This window comes from Anaerolineae bacterium, from assembly GCA_013178165.1.
Lineage (GTDB): Bacteria > Chloroflexota > Anaerolineae > Aggregatilineales > Ch27 > Ch27.
On record JABLXG010000005.1, the window covers coordinates 46,723 to 63,437 of the forward strand.

Sequence of the window (16,715 nt, forward strand, 5' to 3'; positions counted from 1 at the left end):
GGCGCCCTAGATCTGCTCAAAGTGGACCGTATCCAGCACGAACAGCGTGGCCCGGTGCTCGTCCGCTGGCGGCTCGTTCTGGCAGGAGGCGCGGATCAAATCCAGCGCGCTGTTGACGGCTGACTCATCTACCCCGATCAGCAGGGTAGTCTGCCCGCCCCGCCGCAGAAAACCGCCGGTGCTGGCAATGCGTGTGACCGCATAGTGATTGGCCACCAGGGCGTTCATCACGTTTTCGCTGTTAGCCGCTCCAACAATGGCGATAATGAATTTTTCGGCCATGGCTGCGCTCTCTTAGATTTGCTCAAAGTGTTTTACGTCCAGCACAAAAACGGTCGCCCCGCCGACGGTAACTTCGACATACGCGCCAACCGTCATTGGATGCTCAGCGGAATGTGGCGCAATGGGCATCATCCGGGTACGGCGCTTGCAGGTACTGCGCAGGAGATTGATCAGGTGCGGCACCTGATCGTCCTGAACGCCGCAAAACAGGGTTGTGTTGCCCTGGCGGAAGAATCCGCCGGTGGTCGCCACACGGGTGACCCGGTAGCCAGCCTCGGTAATCGCCTCGACCACGGCATCGGCATCCAGGTCCTGAACAATGGCAATGACAAGTTTCATGAGCAGCTCTCCTTGTGTCGAGCCGTGTGAACGAAGTTTTCCCTGCCCGTATTGTACCGTATTCCGGCGCGGTGTCGCCCCAATCTGACCAGTTCGAGCGCAGGCAGAGGCTGCCAGCGATCAGGCCGCGCCCTGCGCAGACGGACGGAAGGAAAGGGTGGGCAGCGGGCGGCCTCCCGGCTCTTTTCCCCCCCCCCTCTCCATTTTGCGCTGGAGCGAGGCCAGGGGGCAGGCTGCCAGCAACCGGCTTGACGATCCCCGGCAGCGGTGGCATACTCAGCCTGATATGACCTGCCAACAGTGAGGTTTCTGATTGATGACCGAGTCCACGGCGACGCCGCCGATCGATAGCGAGCACCTGGCCATCCTGCGCTGCCCGGTGGCCGTACACTATAAGGACAAAGGCGACGACCCCGGTCGCCTGGAGTTGATCCAGCGTCCTAACGGAGACTGGTGGCTGATCTGCCCCGATTCCGGCTGCAAATACCCGATCGCCCCTGAGGGCTTCCCGGTGATGCTGGTCAATGTCGGCATGCGTTATAAGGATACGCCGGTTGATGACCTCCCGGTCATTGCCGAGCTCTCCTTTGAGTGAACGCCCTGCCAGCGCCTAACCGGCCCGCCTCCCACGGCGGGCCGGTTGCATCTGGAGACAGGGAAACAGCGGCTGCAAAGCACGGGTCGCTGGCGCTTCACTTGCCCGACCGCTGGCCTCCTGACCTCCCAGCTTACCAGCTGGTTCCTGCCTCTTTCATGCCCTTGTCTGCTCCCCGGCTTTCCGGCCAGCGTCAAAAGGTGTATGATGGCTGCACACTGAAGCATAAAGGAGCGCCTCATGCCTACCACACCCAGCCAGGCAATTATCCGCGGTCTGCCCGACCGGCCCGACATCACCGAGATCAACATCCGCTCCGGCCCCGGCACCGGCTACGCGCTGCTGTTCAAAGCCCCCGTTGGCGTAAGCGCCGCCATCCTGGATGCGTTGCCAGATGACGCCGGGAATGGTTTTCAGGGCAAAGTCTACCAGTGGCTCAAGCTGCGCCTGCCCGATGGCAGCGAAGGCTGGGCGCGCGACGACCTGCTGGACCTGGCCCCCGGCGATCACACCGCCTGTGGCTATCCTGTCCTGGCCATGCGCACTTTCGCCTTCAGCCTGGTGCGCGACGCCAGCAAACGCCCGACCGCTGCGCCGGTCGAACCGGCTGCCCCGCTGTGGATTCCAGCTGGATCCGTCGAAACCGCTGTGCCAGCTGATCCCGGCGAGCCAGCTGAACCGGGCACAACGCCGGACGGCCCACCGCCAACAGCGGAAGTGCCCGCTGACGGCTGTGTGGGCATCGTGATCGGCGGGCGCGAATCGATCAATGTGCGTTCGGGGCCGTCGACCCGCTACGGCATCGTGACCACCGTTCCGCGCGGGGCACGACTGGAGATTCTGGATATCCGCCCGGACGAAACCGGCGGCCCATTGCGCTGGGTGCAGGTGCCCTTGCCGGAACAGGAAGGCTGGGTGCGCGAGGATTTGCTCAGTTTTCAGGGGGCGGATTGCGCCACGTCCGGCCTGCTGCCGGCGGCGGATCTGTACCCCGCCCCGCTGACCCCGCCCAATTACTGGTGGGTACGCGGTTACGAAGGTCCCCTGCCCGCTCACAATGGCTGGGACCTGGGCGCGCAGGTCGGCGAGCCAGTGCTGGCCGGGCCGCATGGCGGACGGGTGATCATCGCCTTCAACGCCAGCAACGCCACGCCGGAAAAACCCAGCGTCCGCGATCACGGGCTGAAGCTGGGCGACCCCCGCGTGTTCGGCGACCCCGGCTGGGGCTTTGGCTACGGCCACTACATCGTGGTGCGCTACACCCACGATCTACTGCCCGCCCACACCCGGTCAGCGCTGGCGGCGGCGGGGCTGCCGGGCGCGGCGATCTTCGTCATGTACGCCCACCTGCGGGATCGGGCGGTGGCGCAAGGCGCAGCCCTTAGCCCCCGCCAGATCATCGGGACGTGCGGTAATTCCGGTAATTCTGAAGCCCCGCATGTTCACCTGGAGATCCGGGCCTCGACCAACGTCAATGAGACCAGCTGGGCGCGGCTGAGCCGCGGGCTGCTGGACCCCGGACTCCTGTTCAACCGCTGAGAAGCCAGAGGCAGGTAGCGTCCCGATGGCAAGGCACATTTACCCCCGGCCATGCTATACTGAAGATAACCGCACCATACGCAGCAGGGAGGCACCCCATGCCGGATGAGGTTGTCAAGCGCCAGGGGCCGGACGGCCGGTTATGGTACCGCGTCGCCGTCGCCATGGGAGAGGCCGAGGCCGCCATCCTGGCCGGGGTGTTGGAGACCGCCAGCATCCCGACGCTGACCTACCGCGAGTCAGCCGGGCTGGCCCTGCCGATGAATGTCGGCCCGCTGGGCACGATCGAGATTCTGACGCCGGAACCCTATTACGAGGAAGCGCTGGCCCTGCTGGAAGCCGACCTCGTGGCGCCTACCGACGATCTGCTTGCCGCCGGCGATGACGAAGAGATAATCGACCTGCCTCCGGAAGACGAGGCGTAGGCCACTGGTTGCCTCAGGCCTGCGCCCGGCGTAACAGCTCGGCGTACAGTGCTGCGATCTCCGTCGTTGGGATGTCCAACGTGGCCTGCCCGGCCACAAACTCCATCATCTGATAGACCGGAATCTGGGAAGGTCGCAGGGCTGGCCCGCGCAACAGCCAGACACCAGTCTCAGCGGCGATATCCAGAGCGGCGACATTCAGCCGCGCCAGGTCCCCGCGCAGGAACAGATGGAACATGTTGGTGTGCGGCGGCTTGGGTGTTAGCTCGATCCCATCGAGCGCTGCCAGCGCCGCCGCTACCTCGGCCGCTTTGGCACAGTACGCCTCAACCTGCCCCAGATGGGCAGCCATGCCCTGCTGGGCGGAGAGTACGTAAGGGTACAGATGGAGCAACCGCCCGCCATGCCGGTGCTGCCAGACCCGCGCCTCGTCGATCACGTCCTGTGGCCCGGCCAGCGCCGCACCGGTCAGCCCGCCCAGCAGCTTGTAGAAGGACACATACACTGTGTCGAATAGCCCGGCGATGGCCGCGTAATCCCGTCCGTAGAACGGGCGGCACTCCCACAGCCGTGCGCCATCCATGTGCAGGATGATGCCCTGTTCCCTGGCCCAGCCGGTCATAGCCACCAGTTCATCCCAGCCCGGCAGGACGCCGCCGATGGTGCGCTGTGGCAATTCCAGCAGCAGCGCCCCGACCGGCGTTTTGAGCTTCTTGAGATCGTCCAGCGTCAGTAGCCGGTAGCGGTCACCGACCAGCTCGGCATGCAGCCCGTGCAACAGCCGGTAAGCCCAGTCCTCATGAGCCTCCAGATGACAGGTAGGATGGCAGGCGAAACTGGCGTTGCCCGTCCGGTCGGCCCAGATGCGCAGGGCGATCTGCTGAGCCATCGTGCCGGAGGGCATGAAGACGGCGGCGGGCTTGCCAAGCAGCGCGGCGACCTCCGCCTCAAAGCGCTCGATCAGCGCGCCTTCCCCGTAGACATCTTCCTGGCTGTCTTCCGGGGTGAAGGCGGCCAGCGCCTCCAGCGCCCGGCGCGGCGGCTGTGGATAGTGGCCGGTGGTAAAGCGCGTGCAGGCCGCGAATACAGCCCGCCAATCCCGTTCGGACATGCTTTCCCCTGTTTCGCAAATCACCCGGCCGGCGGGTTCAGCGCGGCGATCACAGCCTCATGCAGGCCGCCTGCTGTAGCGATGGCGCTTGTCCCGGTGGCCAGCACCCGCTCCACCGACTCAAAGACCGGCCCGCCCCGCCAGTTCGTGATGCGCCCACCCGCGCCTTCCACGATCGGGATCAGCGGCGCCACATCCCACAGCCACATGATCGGGTCAGCCATGATGTCAGCGTAACCGGTCGCCAGCAGGAAGTAACCATGCCCGTCGCCCCAGGTGCGGTAGAAGCGCACGCGGCGGGTCAGAGCGTCGTAAGCCGCCCCATCCTGGTAATGGGCAACGCTGGTATGGCTGGAAGCGAGCAGCACCGCATCCTCCAGCCGGGCGCAGGGGCGGACACGCACGGGCTGCCCGTTGAGGAGCGCCTGCCGCCCGTCGCCGATCAGCAGGTGACCGGTCAGCGGATGGTGCAGGACGCCGAGTACTGGCTGCTCGTGCCGCAGCAGACCGATCAGCGTCGAGAACAGGAAGCTGCCGGTAACGAAGCTCTTGGTGCCGTCGATCGGGTCAAGCGTCCAGACGTACTCGGCGTCCGGGTGCTCGTGGCCGTATTCTTCGCCAATAATGCCATGCTCCGGGAAGGCGGCGGTGATGGCCGCCCGCATGGCTGCCTCGGCCTCGCGGTCGGCGGCAGTGACCGGCGAGCCATCAGCCTTGTCATCCACTGCCACGCCCGATCGGAAGTAGCGCAGGATGATCGCGCCGCTGATCTGCGCCAGCCGTTCAGCCAGCGCCACAAAATCGTGCATGGGTATTCTCCTTGGCCGATCGATCTTGCCTGTTCTGGATCATGCGCCGGAAGTGGGAGAAAGCCAACAGATCGCCCGGTTTAGTGACCGTTGAGGGGCAGGTCTTCGCCTTCCAGGATCAACACGTAGCCGGGCGAAAGGTCCACGCTCAGCGCCAAACCATTATGTACCTGGATGATGTCCGGCGAACCCCACACGCCCTGGGTGCGGTACCACTGCCCGCTCAGCAATGCGCGCCCGCTCTGGTGATGGCGCTGGTCGGTGTTGGCGATAAAGGTCAGGGAAAGGTCACCCTGCCGCCGGGTAAAAACCAGGATGTGCGGGTTGTTGGACATGCCCACGTACCAGCTGCGCGGATCGTTGAGGGTCAGCAAGTCAGCGTAACGCTGGCGCAGTTCCAGCGCGTAGCGCACGCCTTCGATCAGGTTATCGGGGCGAGTCCAGTCAAAAGCATACGCGCTGAAGAGCGGTAACTTCTCCGCCGGGTAGCGGGCCAGCGCCTCCGCCCGGAAGTTCAGGCCAGTGTTGATCGGCTGCTTTTCCCCCAGTTCAAAGCCGTTATGAATAACCGGGATGCCGGGCATGGCGATGCACAGCGGCAGGGTGTAGTAACTGAAAATATGGCCGTTGGGGGTGGAATCCGCCGCGCGGGGGGTGTTGTGATTCTCCGCCGTGGCAAAGAACGGGATCGGCACTGGCTCCCGCGCCCAGCGTTCGATGAAGTGGCGCAGGGCTTCCGGGTCGTGCAGGGCAAAGAGCATGTAGCCCACCACGGCGTCGTAGCCTTCCCGACGGCTGGCGTCATCGATGGCAAAGTTCTCCTCCCAGAAGGCAAACTCCGGATTGAAGCGGTGAGCCTCCTCCACAATGCGGCGCTTGAGCGGCATGGGCAGGGCGTGGCCCATATCCAGCATCACGCCGTCGATGCTAAAACGCCGCTGGTAGTACGGAATCACCCCCGCGATGGCATCCCACAGCGGCCGGTTGGCGTGGGCGGGCGTGGCCAGACGGGCGTCGTACATCCGCAGCGTGTTGTAGGCCATATAGTTGAAGTCGGGATGATCGTACAGGCGCAGGTACGTCACATCCGTCCAGGACGGTTGACCGTCATCCGGCGGCCAGTCGGAAAACGCGCCGGGGATACGCACCCGTGTGCCGTCATCTAGTGCCCCATACCAACGTCCGCCGTCCATCCAGACCTGCTCCGGGCGGGGCGGTGGGGTGAACATCTGGCGGTGGGCTGGCGGTGCGGGCGGCAGATCGTGAAAATCGCCCTGCGAGACTTTCCACTTGATCAGGCCAAGGGTGTTGCTGTCAAACAGCGGCGGGCCGTACAGGCTGGCGTCAAAGCTGCCCGGCGGGCGGTCGGCGATGTCAGCCCGGATCCAGTAGAACCAGTCAGGATGCTCCTTAACCCAGTCAGCATCACGGGAGGCCGTGCGCAACACGAACTCCATGACCACGCGCAGACCCAGGTGATGCGCCGCCTCCACAAACGCGGCGAATAACTCCTCCGCGCTGAAGTCCAGGGCTGGCTCAGCCAGATTTTCGTCCAGCACGTACGGGTTGCGGATGGCGTAGGGCGAGCCGAGCGTGCCCTTTTTGCCGTCCTGGCCGACCGCCGTGATCGGCAGCAAGTGCACGGTGTTGCAGCCCAACCGCTGGATGTACGGCAGCAGCACGATCGCCTTGAGCAGTGTACCCGTATCCCGCCAGCCATCCGGGCGCGGCCCCAGGCGAATCTGGCCGTCCCCGGCATGGGCGTAAGCTGCGGCCACCCGCGGGAACAGGTTGTAGACGATCGCCTGCCCTGACCAGCCCTCATCGTCATGGCCCTGGACAATCGGCTCTGGGGCGGCGTGGAGGATGTCTTCCAGACGGTGGGCGTAAAACTCGTAGGGGTTGACGGCCTGCGGGGCCAGCGTGCGGGCGTCGATCCACAGACCGGGGACATAGTACGGCAGCAACACAGGCTGCCGATGATGCTTCAGCCGATCAACAAGATGCTGGAGCACAGACATGGGCGATCAAGAGCTTTCCACGCAGATGCCCGCGCAAAGGCCGGGATGATTCAAACAAATCGCAAGTATACCCTCCAGGGGACAAAGAAGGCGAATTTTGCAGGTGCGGGACGCGGCTTCTGCTCCCCGGCGACAGGCCGAAAAAGAGGCAGGAAGGAAAGAGAAGAGGCTGCTGGCAAGCGGCAAGCGGCAAGAAAAAAGAGGCCGGGAGGCCAGGTCGCGGGCAATCCTGGCTCGTGGGTATCGCCGCCATCGTTGCCCATGCGCCGCCTACGGCGTGTAACCCAGCCGTTCCAGCAGCCGCGCCCGGACGGCCGGCCACTCGTCGTCCAGGATGCTGTAGATGACCGAATCGCGAATATAGCCATCGGGCATGATCAGATGCTTGCGCAGGATGCCTTCCTGCCTGGCCCCCAGCTTCTCAATGGCGCGCCGGCTATGCGTGTTGCGGCTATCCGTCTTGATCTCCACACGCACCGCGCCCAGAGTCTCAAAGGCATGGCGCAGCAACAGGAACTTGCTCTCCGGGTTGACGGCGGTGCCCTGATAGGCCGGGCCAATCCATGTTGCGCCGATCTCCAGGGCGAAGTCAGCGGGGCGAATGTTCAGGTAACAGGTCTGGCCGATGGCCCTACCGCTGGCGCGGTAGAGGATGGCGAAGGGGCAGGCGTCCGGGCGCTGATAAGTGGCGCGGATGAACTCCCGGAAGCCTTCCACGTTCCATGTCTCCGGGCTGAAGTGGTAACGGAAGTAGGTGAACAGGTCCGGAGTCGCGGCGGCCTCAAAGAGGTCTGCCGCATGATCCTCGCGCAGCGGCTCCAGCCAGATCGCCCGCCCTTCCAGGCGCACCGGCGCAACACGCATAATCGCCATACAGGTTATCCTCCCGGGCAGCAACAGAGCACATCAAGCCGCTTATTGTGGCACATCTGCGCCTGTCGCGCAGCATCATCGCCTTCGCCACGGAATTGGCCGGCTGGCTTCCCCACGCTCTATTCCCTGTTCCCCAGTACCTTTCCCCCGGCCAAACGTGTATCATAAAAGCAGAATCAGCGAACCTGCCGCCATGCCAGGAGGCCGTCACATGGGTCTGGTCATCGGCATTCCCAGGGAACAACTTCCGTACGAGTACCGCGTAGGCATGACCCCCGCCGGCGTGTCTATCCTCACCGCACAGGGACACCAGTGCTATGTCGAAACCGGGGCCGGGGAAGGCAGCGGCTTCCCCGACGCCGAGTACGAGCGGGCCGGGGCGCGCATCACCTACAACCACGACGAAACCTTCCGCCGGGCTGATCTGCTGCTCAAGGTGCAACGGCCCTCGCTGGAGGAGATCGCGGTGATGAAGGAGGGGCAGACCCTGCTATGCATGGTCATGGTGGCGGTAATGCACGAGCGGATGCTGCAGGCTATGCAGGAAAAACACCTGACCGTCATCGCCTACGAGATGATCCGGGAAGACGATGGCCGCCACCCGGTGATGCAGCCCCTCAGCGAGATCGGCGGGCGGATGGCCGCGCAGATCGCGGCTTACTACCTGCAGAATAATTCCGGCGGCAAGGGCATCCTGCTGGGCGGGATCACGGGGGTTCCCCCGGCGGATGTGGTCATCCTGGGGGCGGGCGTGGTTGGTACATACGCCACCGAAGCCTTCCTGGGCCTGGGCGCCCGCGTGATTGTGCTCGACCACAGCCTGCGTGCCCTGCAGCGGCTGCAGGATCGCTTCCACAGCGCCGTCACCACCATGATCTCCTATGACTTCAACCTGCGGCGGGTTGTCCGCTTCGCCGATGTGTTACTGGGGGCGGTGCATGTGCCCGGCCAGCGCACGCCGGTGCTGATTACGGAGGACATGGTGCGGACAATGCGGCCCGGCTCCCTGATCATCGATATGAGTATTGACCAGGGCGGATGTGTGGCGACAAGTCACCCCACCAGCCACGGCAACCCGATCTTCGTCTGGGAAAACGTCACCCACTACTGCGTGCTCAACGTACCGGGCGCGGTTGGCCGCACCGCGACCCATGCCTTTCTCAACGCCGCCTGGCCCTATATCGATCGGCTGGCTCAACATGGGCTGGACGCCGCACTGGCCCACAGCCCGGCGCTGGGGCATGGGCTGATCCTGCGGGATGGCGAGGTGCTGATCGACCGCGGTCGCTGACACAACGCAGGAGGGGGAGATGACACAGGAGCAACTGATCGGGCTGTTGATCGGGCTATGGGGCGCCTACGCGCTGTGGGCCGGGCTATTCGGCTGGCGGCGGGCGCTACGGGGACGGCTGATCCGCGGCCTGGTGCGCCTGATCGGCCCGGTAGGCACGCGCATCGTCTATGTCATCGTCGGCCTGGCTCTGCTCGCCGGGGGCATCCTGTTCATGGGCGTTGGGACGGTCTAGCAACGCTGCGCCCCCGGCGAATGGCAGGGAAAAGCCCAGAATGGGGAGCAGGAAACAGGCAGTACAGCGGCTACCCGGCCTTCCCATTTCTCGCCGCCCGCGTTAGGCCGGGGCGTTCACTGCATCCCCCGGAAAGGCCGGATTCATCTGGCCGTGAAACGGATCGTCTTCGGTGAACCAGGGGAAGTTCGGCAGCAGTTCCTGTAACTCCTCCGGGCTAAAGCGCTCCGCCAGGCGGCCCAGCAGCGCCGCAAACCCCGGATACTCCTCCAGGAAAGCCTTCCAGTCGAAGTCGGGGGCGTTGAATAGTTGCGCCGCGCCGGGGAATAGCCGCTCAAAGCCGCCCTCGCGCAGCTGCTCAAAGAAGTCCGGATGCTCCTCCAGGAAGCGATCCAGGTCGAAGTTCGGATCCAGAAACAGGCCAAAAGGCGGCACTGCGCCTTCCATACGCGGGACAACCATGAACCCCAGTTCTGGCGGGCGGGCGGCCAGCGTGGCGGTCAGCTGGAGCGTTTCAGCGCCGCGCAGCACGTCCAGCGTGATCGTATCACCCTCCTCATAGGCGTAGATGCGATCGGCCAGCGTGCGCTCGGCATCGACTACGTCGCCATCGACCGCTGTGATCACATCGCCCGGCTGCAACCCGGCTGCTGCCGCGGGCGTCCCCCGCTGGACTTCCATGATCAGCGCGCCTTCGGTGACGTCCGGCAGATCAAAGGGCAGGTCCTCCTGCCCGGCCAGTTCGTCCAGCACTTCCGGCGTCAGGGTGACAAAAATCACCCCCAGATAGCCACGCGGCTCCGCGCCCTGCACGGCGAAGGGCAACACAGGTAACACGACCACCGGTCGCGCCGGGGGCGTCACAGGAGCGACAAACGTCCCGACCGGCGTCTGTGGCTCCAGCGCCAGGGTCAGTTCCAGTGTTTCGCCGCCGCGCTCCACCGTCAGCGGGAGGTCAGCGCCCTGTGCGGCACGGGTGGCCAGCACACCGCTGTCATAGCTATCAACCGGCCGTCCTTCGATGGTCACGACCATATCCCCGGCCTGCAAACCCGCTTCTTCCGCCAGAGAGCCGGGCGTCACCTCGGTGACCAGCCAGTGCTCATCCAGATCGGCGAAGGTTGCCCCGGCCACGCGGATGTGCCGCGCCAGGATCGGCGCCGCGCCGGGCAGGGCGCCCGTTTCAGGCGGGGCAGCGGGCGTTTCCTCCGGCCAGGCGCCCAGCGTCACCGCGATCTCCAGCCTCTGGCCGCGCCGGTCGATGCTCAGCGTGACGGTATCGCCTGGCGCATAAGCCCGGATTGCCTCAAGCAGCGGTCTGTCCGCGCCGATCGATTCGCCATTCACCGCTGTGATCAGGTCGTTGACCCGCAATCCGGCGGCCCTGGCCGGAGAATCCGGCATCACGGCGATGATCAAGGCGCCGTCCTCGCGCTGCTCATACTGGATGCCCAGGTAGGGCCGCGCGCTATCCTGCGCCACGACCGGGGCTGAAGCCGCCAGCCCCAGGATCAGCGCCGCCAGCAGCCCTGCAGTCGCCCACATTAACCAGCGTGTGTATCTCATACAATCCTCCTGAAAACATCCTCTATCCCTTAGAACTGTTGAAAGCGTTTCTTTCCAGTAGCGGCCCAATCCCAGCAGAGATGCGCCGGGCGCTAGCGCCCGGCATCGGCGCCTTTGCTGGCGGGACGTTTGTGCTGGCGGGCCAGCCGCAGCGCCGCGCCGGGATCGGCCAGCGATTCCGGCGGTGGAATCTGGCGGGGCAGGTGAATGGTGAAGGTCGTGCCTACCCCCGGCGTGCTCTGCACCGTGATCCGCCCGCCGTGCGCCTCGGCGATCCAGCGGGCGATGGCCAGCCCCAGCCCGGCGCCGCCCTGTTTGCGGGCGCGGGCTTTGTCCACCCGGTAGAACCGCTCGAAAATATGCGGCAGGTCATCCGGCGGGATTCCTTCGCCCGTGTCGGCTACCGCTATCAACGCCTCCGGCCCATCTGGCCAGACCGACAGGGTGATCGTACCATCCGCCGGCGTGTACTTGAAAGCGTTGCTGATCAGGTTGAGCAACAACTGCTTGAGGCGGTCCGGATCAGCGTGCACCCGCACCGGCTCGAAGCGCCCCAGCTGCACGGTTGCACCGCCCTGGCGCAGCACCTTTGCCTGCTCAAAGACCTCCAGCACCAGCGTATCCAGCTCCAGGTTCTGGGTGATCAGCGGCAACTCTCCGGCGTCGGCCTGGGCCAGCAGAAGCAGGTCGCCGACCATGCGGGCCATGCGCTTGCTCTCCCCAGCAATGGCGTCCAGCGAGTCGTTGTCCGGGCCGTAACGGCGGATGATGTCCACATTGCCCTGGATCACCGTCAGCGGCGTGCGCAGCTCGTGGGAGACATCGGCCACAAAGCGCCGCTGGGCGTTAAACAACCGCTCCAGGCGCTCCAGCGTGGCGTTGAAGACCACCGTCAGGCGGCCCAGCTCGTCCATTGGCCCGCTGTAGGGGATGCGCCGGCTGAGGTCATCGCCAGTGGCGATCTGCGATGCCGCCTCCGCGATCGTCTCGATCGGACGCAGGGCGCGCTCGATCAGGGCGTTGCCCAGGAAGAGCGACGTGATGAAGGCGAAGATGCCAGCGACCAGCATGACTGCCGTCACCCGGCTCTGCGCCTCCAGGATCGGGCTGATCGCCTGCGCCGCCTGGATACGGCCCACGATGCGATCGGAGACGAACAGCGGGCGCGTCAGCACGCGCAACGGAAAACCGTTGAGCACGACATTACGGCGGGTCTGTTCCTGAGTAGTCAGGGCGCCAGCATCCAGCGGGGCGCTGTAACCGCCCAGGTTGGTGGAACTGCTGTTCAGCCGCCCGTCGTGAGTCCAGACCTGAACGAACACGTTTGAGGCGCGGAAGATATCCAGCTCTGGCGGCAGTTCAAAGACCAGCGTCGGCTCCCCCCGCCGTGATAGCTCAATGTTTGGCCCTTCGATGCTCCGGATAACCTCATTGACCGTTTCATCCAGCGAGCGATCGACGGAGTCGATCAGCGCCCAGTGCAGGACACTGATCACCGTGGCGCTGAAGATCAGCAGGATGCTCACCAGGACGGCGGAATAGGTCAGGGTCAGGCGCAGACGGATGCTCATGCACGTACAGCCTTGACAGCGGATCGTGGATGCGTTCTGCCCTTAAGTATACGGGATGGCCGACAAAGAAACATGAGCAACCGGTGAGGCCGTCCGCCGGAACGGGGCAATCAGCCGCATGGCCATCGCCTTGCCCGGTGGCCCGCCGGTTGAGTTTCCTCACGGGCGGCGGTATCCTAACGGCGGCGGGCTGGCCCGGCGCTCGGTAAACGGGCCGCGTATGGCAAAGGCACTCCCGTATGGCGGATATGATTGCGGTCAAGTTCTGTCCTCGCTGCGGCGCAGCGCTTGAGCAGCGCTACTGTTTTGGCGCGTCGCGCCCCTGCTGCCCGGCCTGCAGCTATGTCCACTTTTACGACCCCAAAGTGGCGGCGGCGGTCTTCATCCAGCAGGGCGGGCGCATCCTGCTGATCAAGCGGGCGGTGGAGCCAGAACGCGGCAAATGGGCGCTACCCGCCGGCTATGTTGACGCGCTGGAGGACCCGCGCGTGACCGCTGTCCGCGAAGTGCGTGAGGAGACCGGCCTGGAAGTCCGCCTGACCGGCCTGCTGGACGTGTTCTATAGCCAGCAGCGGCCCGGAGCCAGCATCATCATTGTCTACGTTGCTGAGGTGATCGGCGGCGCGTTGCAACCACAGGATGACGCCGCCGAGGTGGCCTGGTATAGCCCGGATGACCTGCCAGAACTGGCCTTCGACAGTACGCGCGAACTGGTTAGCGCCTGGGTCAACGCCCATCGTGCCGCTGGCTGACTATCCCGGCGGCGCCTGCGGTCCCTGCGCAGCATTGCAGCCAGTGTATAATGCAGAATGAACCCGGCGGGATGCCCAGGCTTGCCTTTCATTACTGCCCGCTGCTAACCCCGTCATTCTCCCCCCTCCCATTCCTGGCAACCCGCCCGGATCAAATCAGGTGATTCTGTCTCATTCAGGAGGCGCCTATGCGTCGCTGGATCCGTTTTATCGTGCTGGTGTTATTGGTGAGCGGCCTGTTGCCGGGAAATGTCCTGGCCCAGGGTGGTGGGACAGCCTGCCCCGTGATGGTCCAGTCCGCGCTGATGATGGCGGGGCAGCTGTGCGCCGGGACGGGACGTAACCAGGTCTGTTACGGGCACGCCCTGGTGGCGGCAGAGCCGCAACCGGGTGCAGCGATCCGTTTTGCCGCGCTGGGCGACCTGGCTGACGTAGCTGGTATCCAGCGGCTGATCACGCACCCGCTGGACCCGGCTACCGGTCAATGGGGCATTGCCCTGCTCAAGCTGCAGGCTAACCTACCGGACACCCTGCCCGGCCAGAACGTAACCGTGGTTGCCTTCGGGGATGCGTCGCTGGCGATGGTCGCCGGGTCAGGCGACGCAGGCGGCCTGCAGGAGGTAGCCGTACGCGCCGGGACGATGGTGGTCAACGAGCCGTCGCTGGCCGGGATGCCATTTGCCGGGCCGCTGGGCGATACCACCCTCACGGCGCTGGGGCGGCTGGGCGATGACCTGTGGGTCTACGTGCAGTTGCCGGACGGCCAGCGCGGCTGGGTGATGACGATGATGGTCACCAGCGACTTCCGGTCGCTGCCAGTCGTTGACGCAACCGGCCAGATTGTCGAAGGAGCGGGCGGCGCGGCAGGCGGCGCTTACGTGCTGACGACCGGGCTGGGCGAGCCGCCCTGTGCCCAGGCGCCGAACGGCCTGCTGGTACAGACGCCCGACGGTGCACCGGAAGTGGCGCTCACCTTCAACGGCGCGGAGTTGCTGCTCAGTTCCACCGTCTATCTGACCGCGCAACCGAGCAGCGCCACCTTCAACGGCGAAATGACCATCGCCGTGCTGGAAGGGCAGGCCACTGTCACCGCCCTGGGGATGAGCGTGACCGTCCCCGCCGGGGCGCAGACGCGGCTGGTGCTGGCCCCGGATGGCATCGTCGCCTCACCGCCCTTCCCGCCGGAGCCGTATGATTACACCCGGATGCAGAACCTGCCGCTGAGCCTGCTGGAGCGACCGATCGCCCCGCCACCTCCAGCGGAGGGGCTGACCGGCGGCGGTGCTACCAGTGGTGGTACAACCGGTGGCGGCGCGGTCACCAACCTGATCTTTAATGGCGACTTTAGCGCCGGAATGGCAGGCTGGACAGTAGAGCAGTATTGCCAGAGTTGCGGGATGCAGACCAACATTGACCCCACCTTTGGCGATTACCTGGCCTGGGCGCGGGACAACAGCGGGGCCAGCGGGTCGGCGCTCTGGGCGCGCCAGCCGCTGGGCATCGATATGGCCACCTGCCGCGACCTGCACATCGAATTTGACGTGCGTGTGGACTGGCACACCCTGCCTAACAGCGGCTGGTGGACAGACGAGCACGGCGGTAATGGTGAATATCCGGTTATGGTCAGGCTGGCCTTCATGCCTGCTTTCCAGGGGTCGCAGTTTGACTGGGCACGCGGCTTCCTGATCACCCATGACGGCACGACCAAGGCCACCAACTGGGTTCCAGTGCCGGGCAATACCTGGTGGCATTACGAGGCGGACGTGCTTTCACCCTCGGAGTGGGTGGACGCCTTCGGGAACGTGCTGACCAACCCCGGCGTGCTGACGGACATCTACGTTGGCGGCAGCGGCTGGGACTTCGTTGGCGCGATCGATAACATCGTCCTGACCGGCACGGGCTGTGTGGTCACCACACAGCGCTAGCGCTCTGGTCCCGGCGATGCGTCGCGGGCGTCGCCGGGACGTGTTCTGCCTCATGCGCCGTGCGCCGTGCGGCAGAGTGTCCCGTGCTATAATCACCATTGTCCGGCCAGCCCCCGTCCGGGTGCGGCGGGCAACCCTTCCGAATCATCCAGGTGAGGAGAGGCAACATGAAGAAGAGTCTGGCGGTTTTGCTGCTCGTTGCACTGCTGCTTTCGATCACGCCTGTTTTGGCCCAGGGCGGCGATACGCTGACCCTCCTCTGCACGCCGCAGGAGGACTGGTGCGTGGCCATGACCCAGGCCTTCCAGGAGCAGACGGGCATTGTCACCTCCTACGTCCGTATGTCTTCCGGCGAGGCGCTGGCCCGCCTGCGGGCGACAGCCGGGAACCCGGAGTTCTCCGTCTGGTGGGGCGGCCCGGCGGATACCTTCTTTGCCGCCGCGGATGAAGGGCTACTGGAACCGTATGATTCCCCCAATGCTCAGCTGATCGATCCCAAGTACCGGGATGCAGAAGGCAAGACCTGGACGGGCGTTTACGTCGGCGTGCTGGGCTTCTGCTCCAACAAGCAGATTTTGGAAGAACTGGGCGTTGAACCGCCGACCTCCTGGCAGGACCTCCTCAACCCGGCCCTGCAGGGCAATGTTGCCATGGCCCACCCGGCCACTTCCGGCACGGCCTTCACCGCTTTCTGGACGAACGTGACCCTGGCCGCTGACGCCCTGGAACGCGCCGCCATGGAAGAGCAGGGCATGGATGAGGAAGCCATCGCCGAGGCCCTGGCCGCTGGCGAATACGTCGGCGCGGGCTACGACGAGACCGGCGCTCCCACCCAGGAGGCCATCGACAACGCCTTCGCTTACTTCGCCCAGCTGCACCAGAACATCCTGCAGTACACCCGTTCCGGCGCAGCGCCGGGCCGGATGGCTGGCGCGGGCGAGATCGCCGTCGCCATCATCTTCTCCCATGACTGCGTCAAGCTGCAGCAGGAAGGCTTCGCCGATATCCTGGTCACCACCTTCCCGGAGGAAGGCACCGGCTATGAGATCGGTGGCATGGCCATCATCAAGGGCGCTGCGGAACCGGAAGCCGCCCGCGCCTGGTACGAGTGGGCGCTGACCGCGGAGGCGCAGGCCATTGGCCCGACGGTCAACAGCCTGCAGCTGCCGACCAACCCTGAGGCCCCGGTCTCCGAGCTATCGGTCAAGCTGGATGAGGTCAACCTGCTGAACTACAACTTTGTCGCGGCGGGCGCCAATCGCACAGCGATCGTCGAGCGCTTCGACGCCGAAATCGCGCCGGAGCCGGTCGAGTAAGCCAGCCCACCGCCGGAAGTTGAAACTACGTTACAATAGGCCCCCGTCAGCCAGTATGGACGGGG

16 protein-coding genes are annotated in these 16,715 nt (G+C 65.1%); 8 read left to right on the forward strand and 8 right to left on the reverse strand.

Translation table 11 applies throughout. The annotated features are described in order from the left end of the window. Window positions 1-6: 6 nt before the first annotated feature. Both HPY64_05515 and HPY64_05520 read right to left on the reverse strand, forming a co-directional pair. Window positions 7-282, reverse strand: coding sequence for a hypothetical protein (locus tag HPY64_05515; GenBank protein NPV66587.1), 276 nt, complete (start codon window positions 280-282; stop codon window positions 7-9). 12 nt (window positions 283-294) lie between these two features. Then, the gene (locus HPY64_05520) at window positions 295-621 is read right to left on the reverse strand and encodes a hypothetical protein (GenBank protein ID NPV66588.1); all 327 of its coding nucleotides are present in this window, start codon (window positions 619-621) and stop codon (window positions 295-297) included. A gap of 316 nt (window positions 622-937) precedes the next feature. On the opposite strand from HPY64_05520, the gene HPY64_05525 reads away from it, so the two are divergent. The 3 genes from HPY64_05525 to HPY64_05535 all read left to right on the forward strand — a co-directional run bounded on the left by HPY64_05525 (window position 938) and on the right by HPY64_05535 (window position 3,180). Then, window positions 938-1,216 (forward strand): hypothetical protein, encoded by a 279-nt coding sequence (locus HPY64_05525; GenBank protein NPV66589.1) that lies wholly within the window; start codon window positions 938-940, stop codon window positions 1,214-1,216. Window positions 1,217-1,456: 240 nt separating this feature from the next. Then, a complete protein-coding gene (locus HPY64_05530; GenBank protein NPV66590.1) occupies window positions 1,457-2,755 on the forward strand; it encodes an SH3 domain-containing protein in 1,299 nt (432 codons plus the stop codon). Between the two features lie 98 nt (window positions 2,756-2,853). Then, window positions 2,854-3,180 (forward strand): hypothetical protein, encoded by a 327-nt coding sequence (locus HPY64_05535; protein ID NPV66591.1) that lies wholly within the window; start codon window positions 2,854-2,856, stop codon window positions 3,178-3,180. A 13-nt stretch (window positions 3,181-3,193) separates the two neighbouring features. On the opposite strand, the gene HPY64_05540 is transcribed toward HPY64_05535, so the two are convergent. The 4 genes from HPY64_05540 to HPY64_05555 all read right to left on the reverse strand — a co-directional run bounded on the left by HPY64_05540 (window position 3,194) and on the right by HPY64_05555 (window position 7,985). Further along, window positions 3,194-4,291 carry a hypothetical protein gene (locus HPY64_05540; GenBank protein ID NPV66592.1) on the reverse strand — a complete coding sequence of 366 codons (1,098 nt, stop codon included), beginning with the start codon at window positions 4,289-4,291 and terminating at the stop codon, window positions 3,194-3,196. Window positions 4,292-4,311: 20 nt separating this feature from the next. Further along, window positions 4,312-5,100 (reverse strand): histidinol-phosphatase, encoded by a 789-nt coding sequence (locus HPY64_05545; GenBank protein ID NPV66593.1) that lies wholly within the window; start codon window positions 5,098-5,100, stop codon window positions 4,312-4,314. Between the two features lie 80 nt (window positions 5,101-5,180). Next, entirely contained in the window at window positions 5,181-7,121 is a 1,941-nt protein-coding gene (locus HPY64_05550; protein ID NPV66594.1) for an alpha-amylase, read from the reverse strand. A gap of 270 nt (window positions 7,122-7,391) precedes the next feature. Next, window positions 7,392-7,985, reverse strand: coding sequence for a GNAT family N-acetyltransferase (locus HPY64_05555; GenBank protein ID NPV66595.1), 594 nt, complete (start codon window positions 7,983-7,985; stop codon window positions 7,392-7,394). Between the two features lie 220 nt (window positions 7,986-8,205). Between HPY64_05555 and HPY64_05560 the strand changes: the two genes are divergently transcribed. Then, a complete protein-coding gene (locus HPY64_05560) occupies window positions 8,206-9,285 on the forward strand; it encodes an alanine dehydrogenase (protein ID NPV66596.1) in 1,080 nt (359 codons plus the stop codon). Window positions 9,286-9,304: 19 nt separating this feature from the next. Next, window positions 9,305-9,520, forward strand: a complete 216-nt coding sequence (locus HPY64_05565; GenBank protein NPV66597.1) for a hypothetical protein — start codon at window positions 9,305-9,307, stop codon at window positions 9,518-9,520. A gap of 102 nt (window positions 9,521-9,622) precedes the next feature. On the opposite strand, the gene HPY64_05570 is transcribed toward HPY64_05565, so the two are convergent. Then, window positions 9,623-11,086 carry a PDZ domain-containing protein gene (locus HPY64_05570; GenBank protein ID NPV66598.1) on the reverse strand — a complete coding sequence of 488 codons (1,464 nt, stop codon included), beginning with the start codon at window positions 11,084-11,086 and terminating at the stop codon, window positions 9,623-9,625. Window positions 11,087-11,178: 92 nt separating this feature from the next. Next, on the reverse strand, window positions 11,179-12,657 hold the full coding sequence (locus tag HPY64_05575) for a HAMP domain-containing protein (protein ID NPV66599.1): 1,479 nt from the start codon (window positions 12,655-12,657) through the stop codon (window positions 11,179-11,181). A gap of 239 nt (window positions 12,658-12,896) precedes the next feature. On the opposite strand from HPY64_05575, the gene HPY64_05580 reads away from it, so the two are divergent. The 3 genes from HPY64_05580 (at window position 12,897) to HPY64_05590 (ending at window position 16,650) form a co-directional block, all read left to right on the forward strand. Beyond that, the gene (locus tag HPY64_05580) at window positions 12,897-13,409 is read left to right on the forward strand and encodes an NUDIX hydrolase (protein NPV66600.1); all 513 of its coding nucleotides are present in this window, start codon (window positions 12,897-12,899) and stop codon (window positions 13,407-13,409) included. Between the two features lie 188 nt (window positions 13,410-13,597). Next, window positions 13,598-15,334 carry a hypothetical protein gene (locus HPY64_05585; protein NPV66601.1) on the forward strand — a complete coding sequence of 579 codons (1,737 nt, stop codon included), beginning with the start codon at window positions 13,598-13,600 and terminating at the stop codon, window positions 15,332-15,334. Window positions 15,335-15,501: 167 nt separating this feature from the next. After that, window positions 15,502-16,650: an ABC transporter substrate-binding protein gene (locus HPY64_05590; protein NPV66602.1), complete on the forward strand. Its 1,149-nt coding sequence runs from the start codon at window positions 15,502-15,504 to the stop codon at window positions 16,648-16,650. Window positions 16,651-16,715 lie beyond the last annotated feature (65 nt).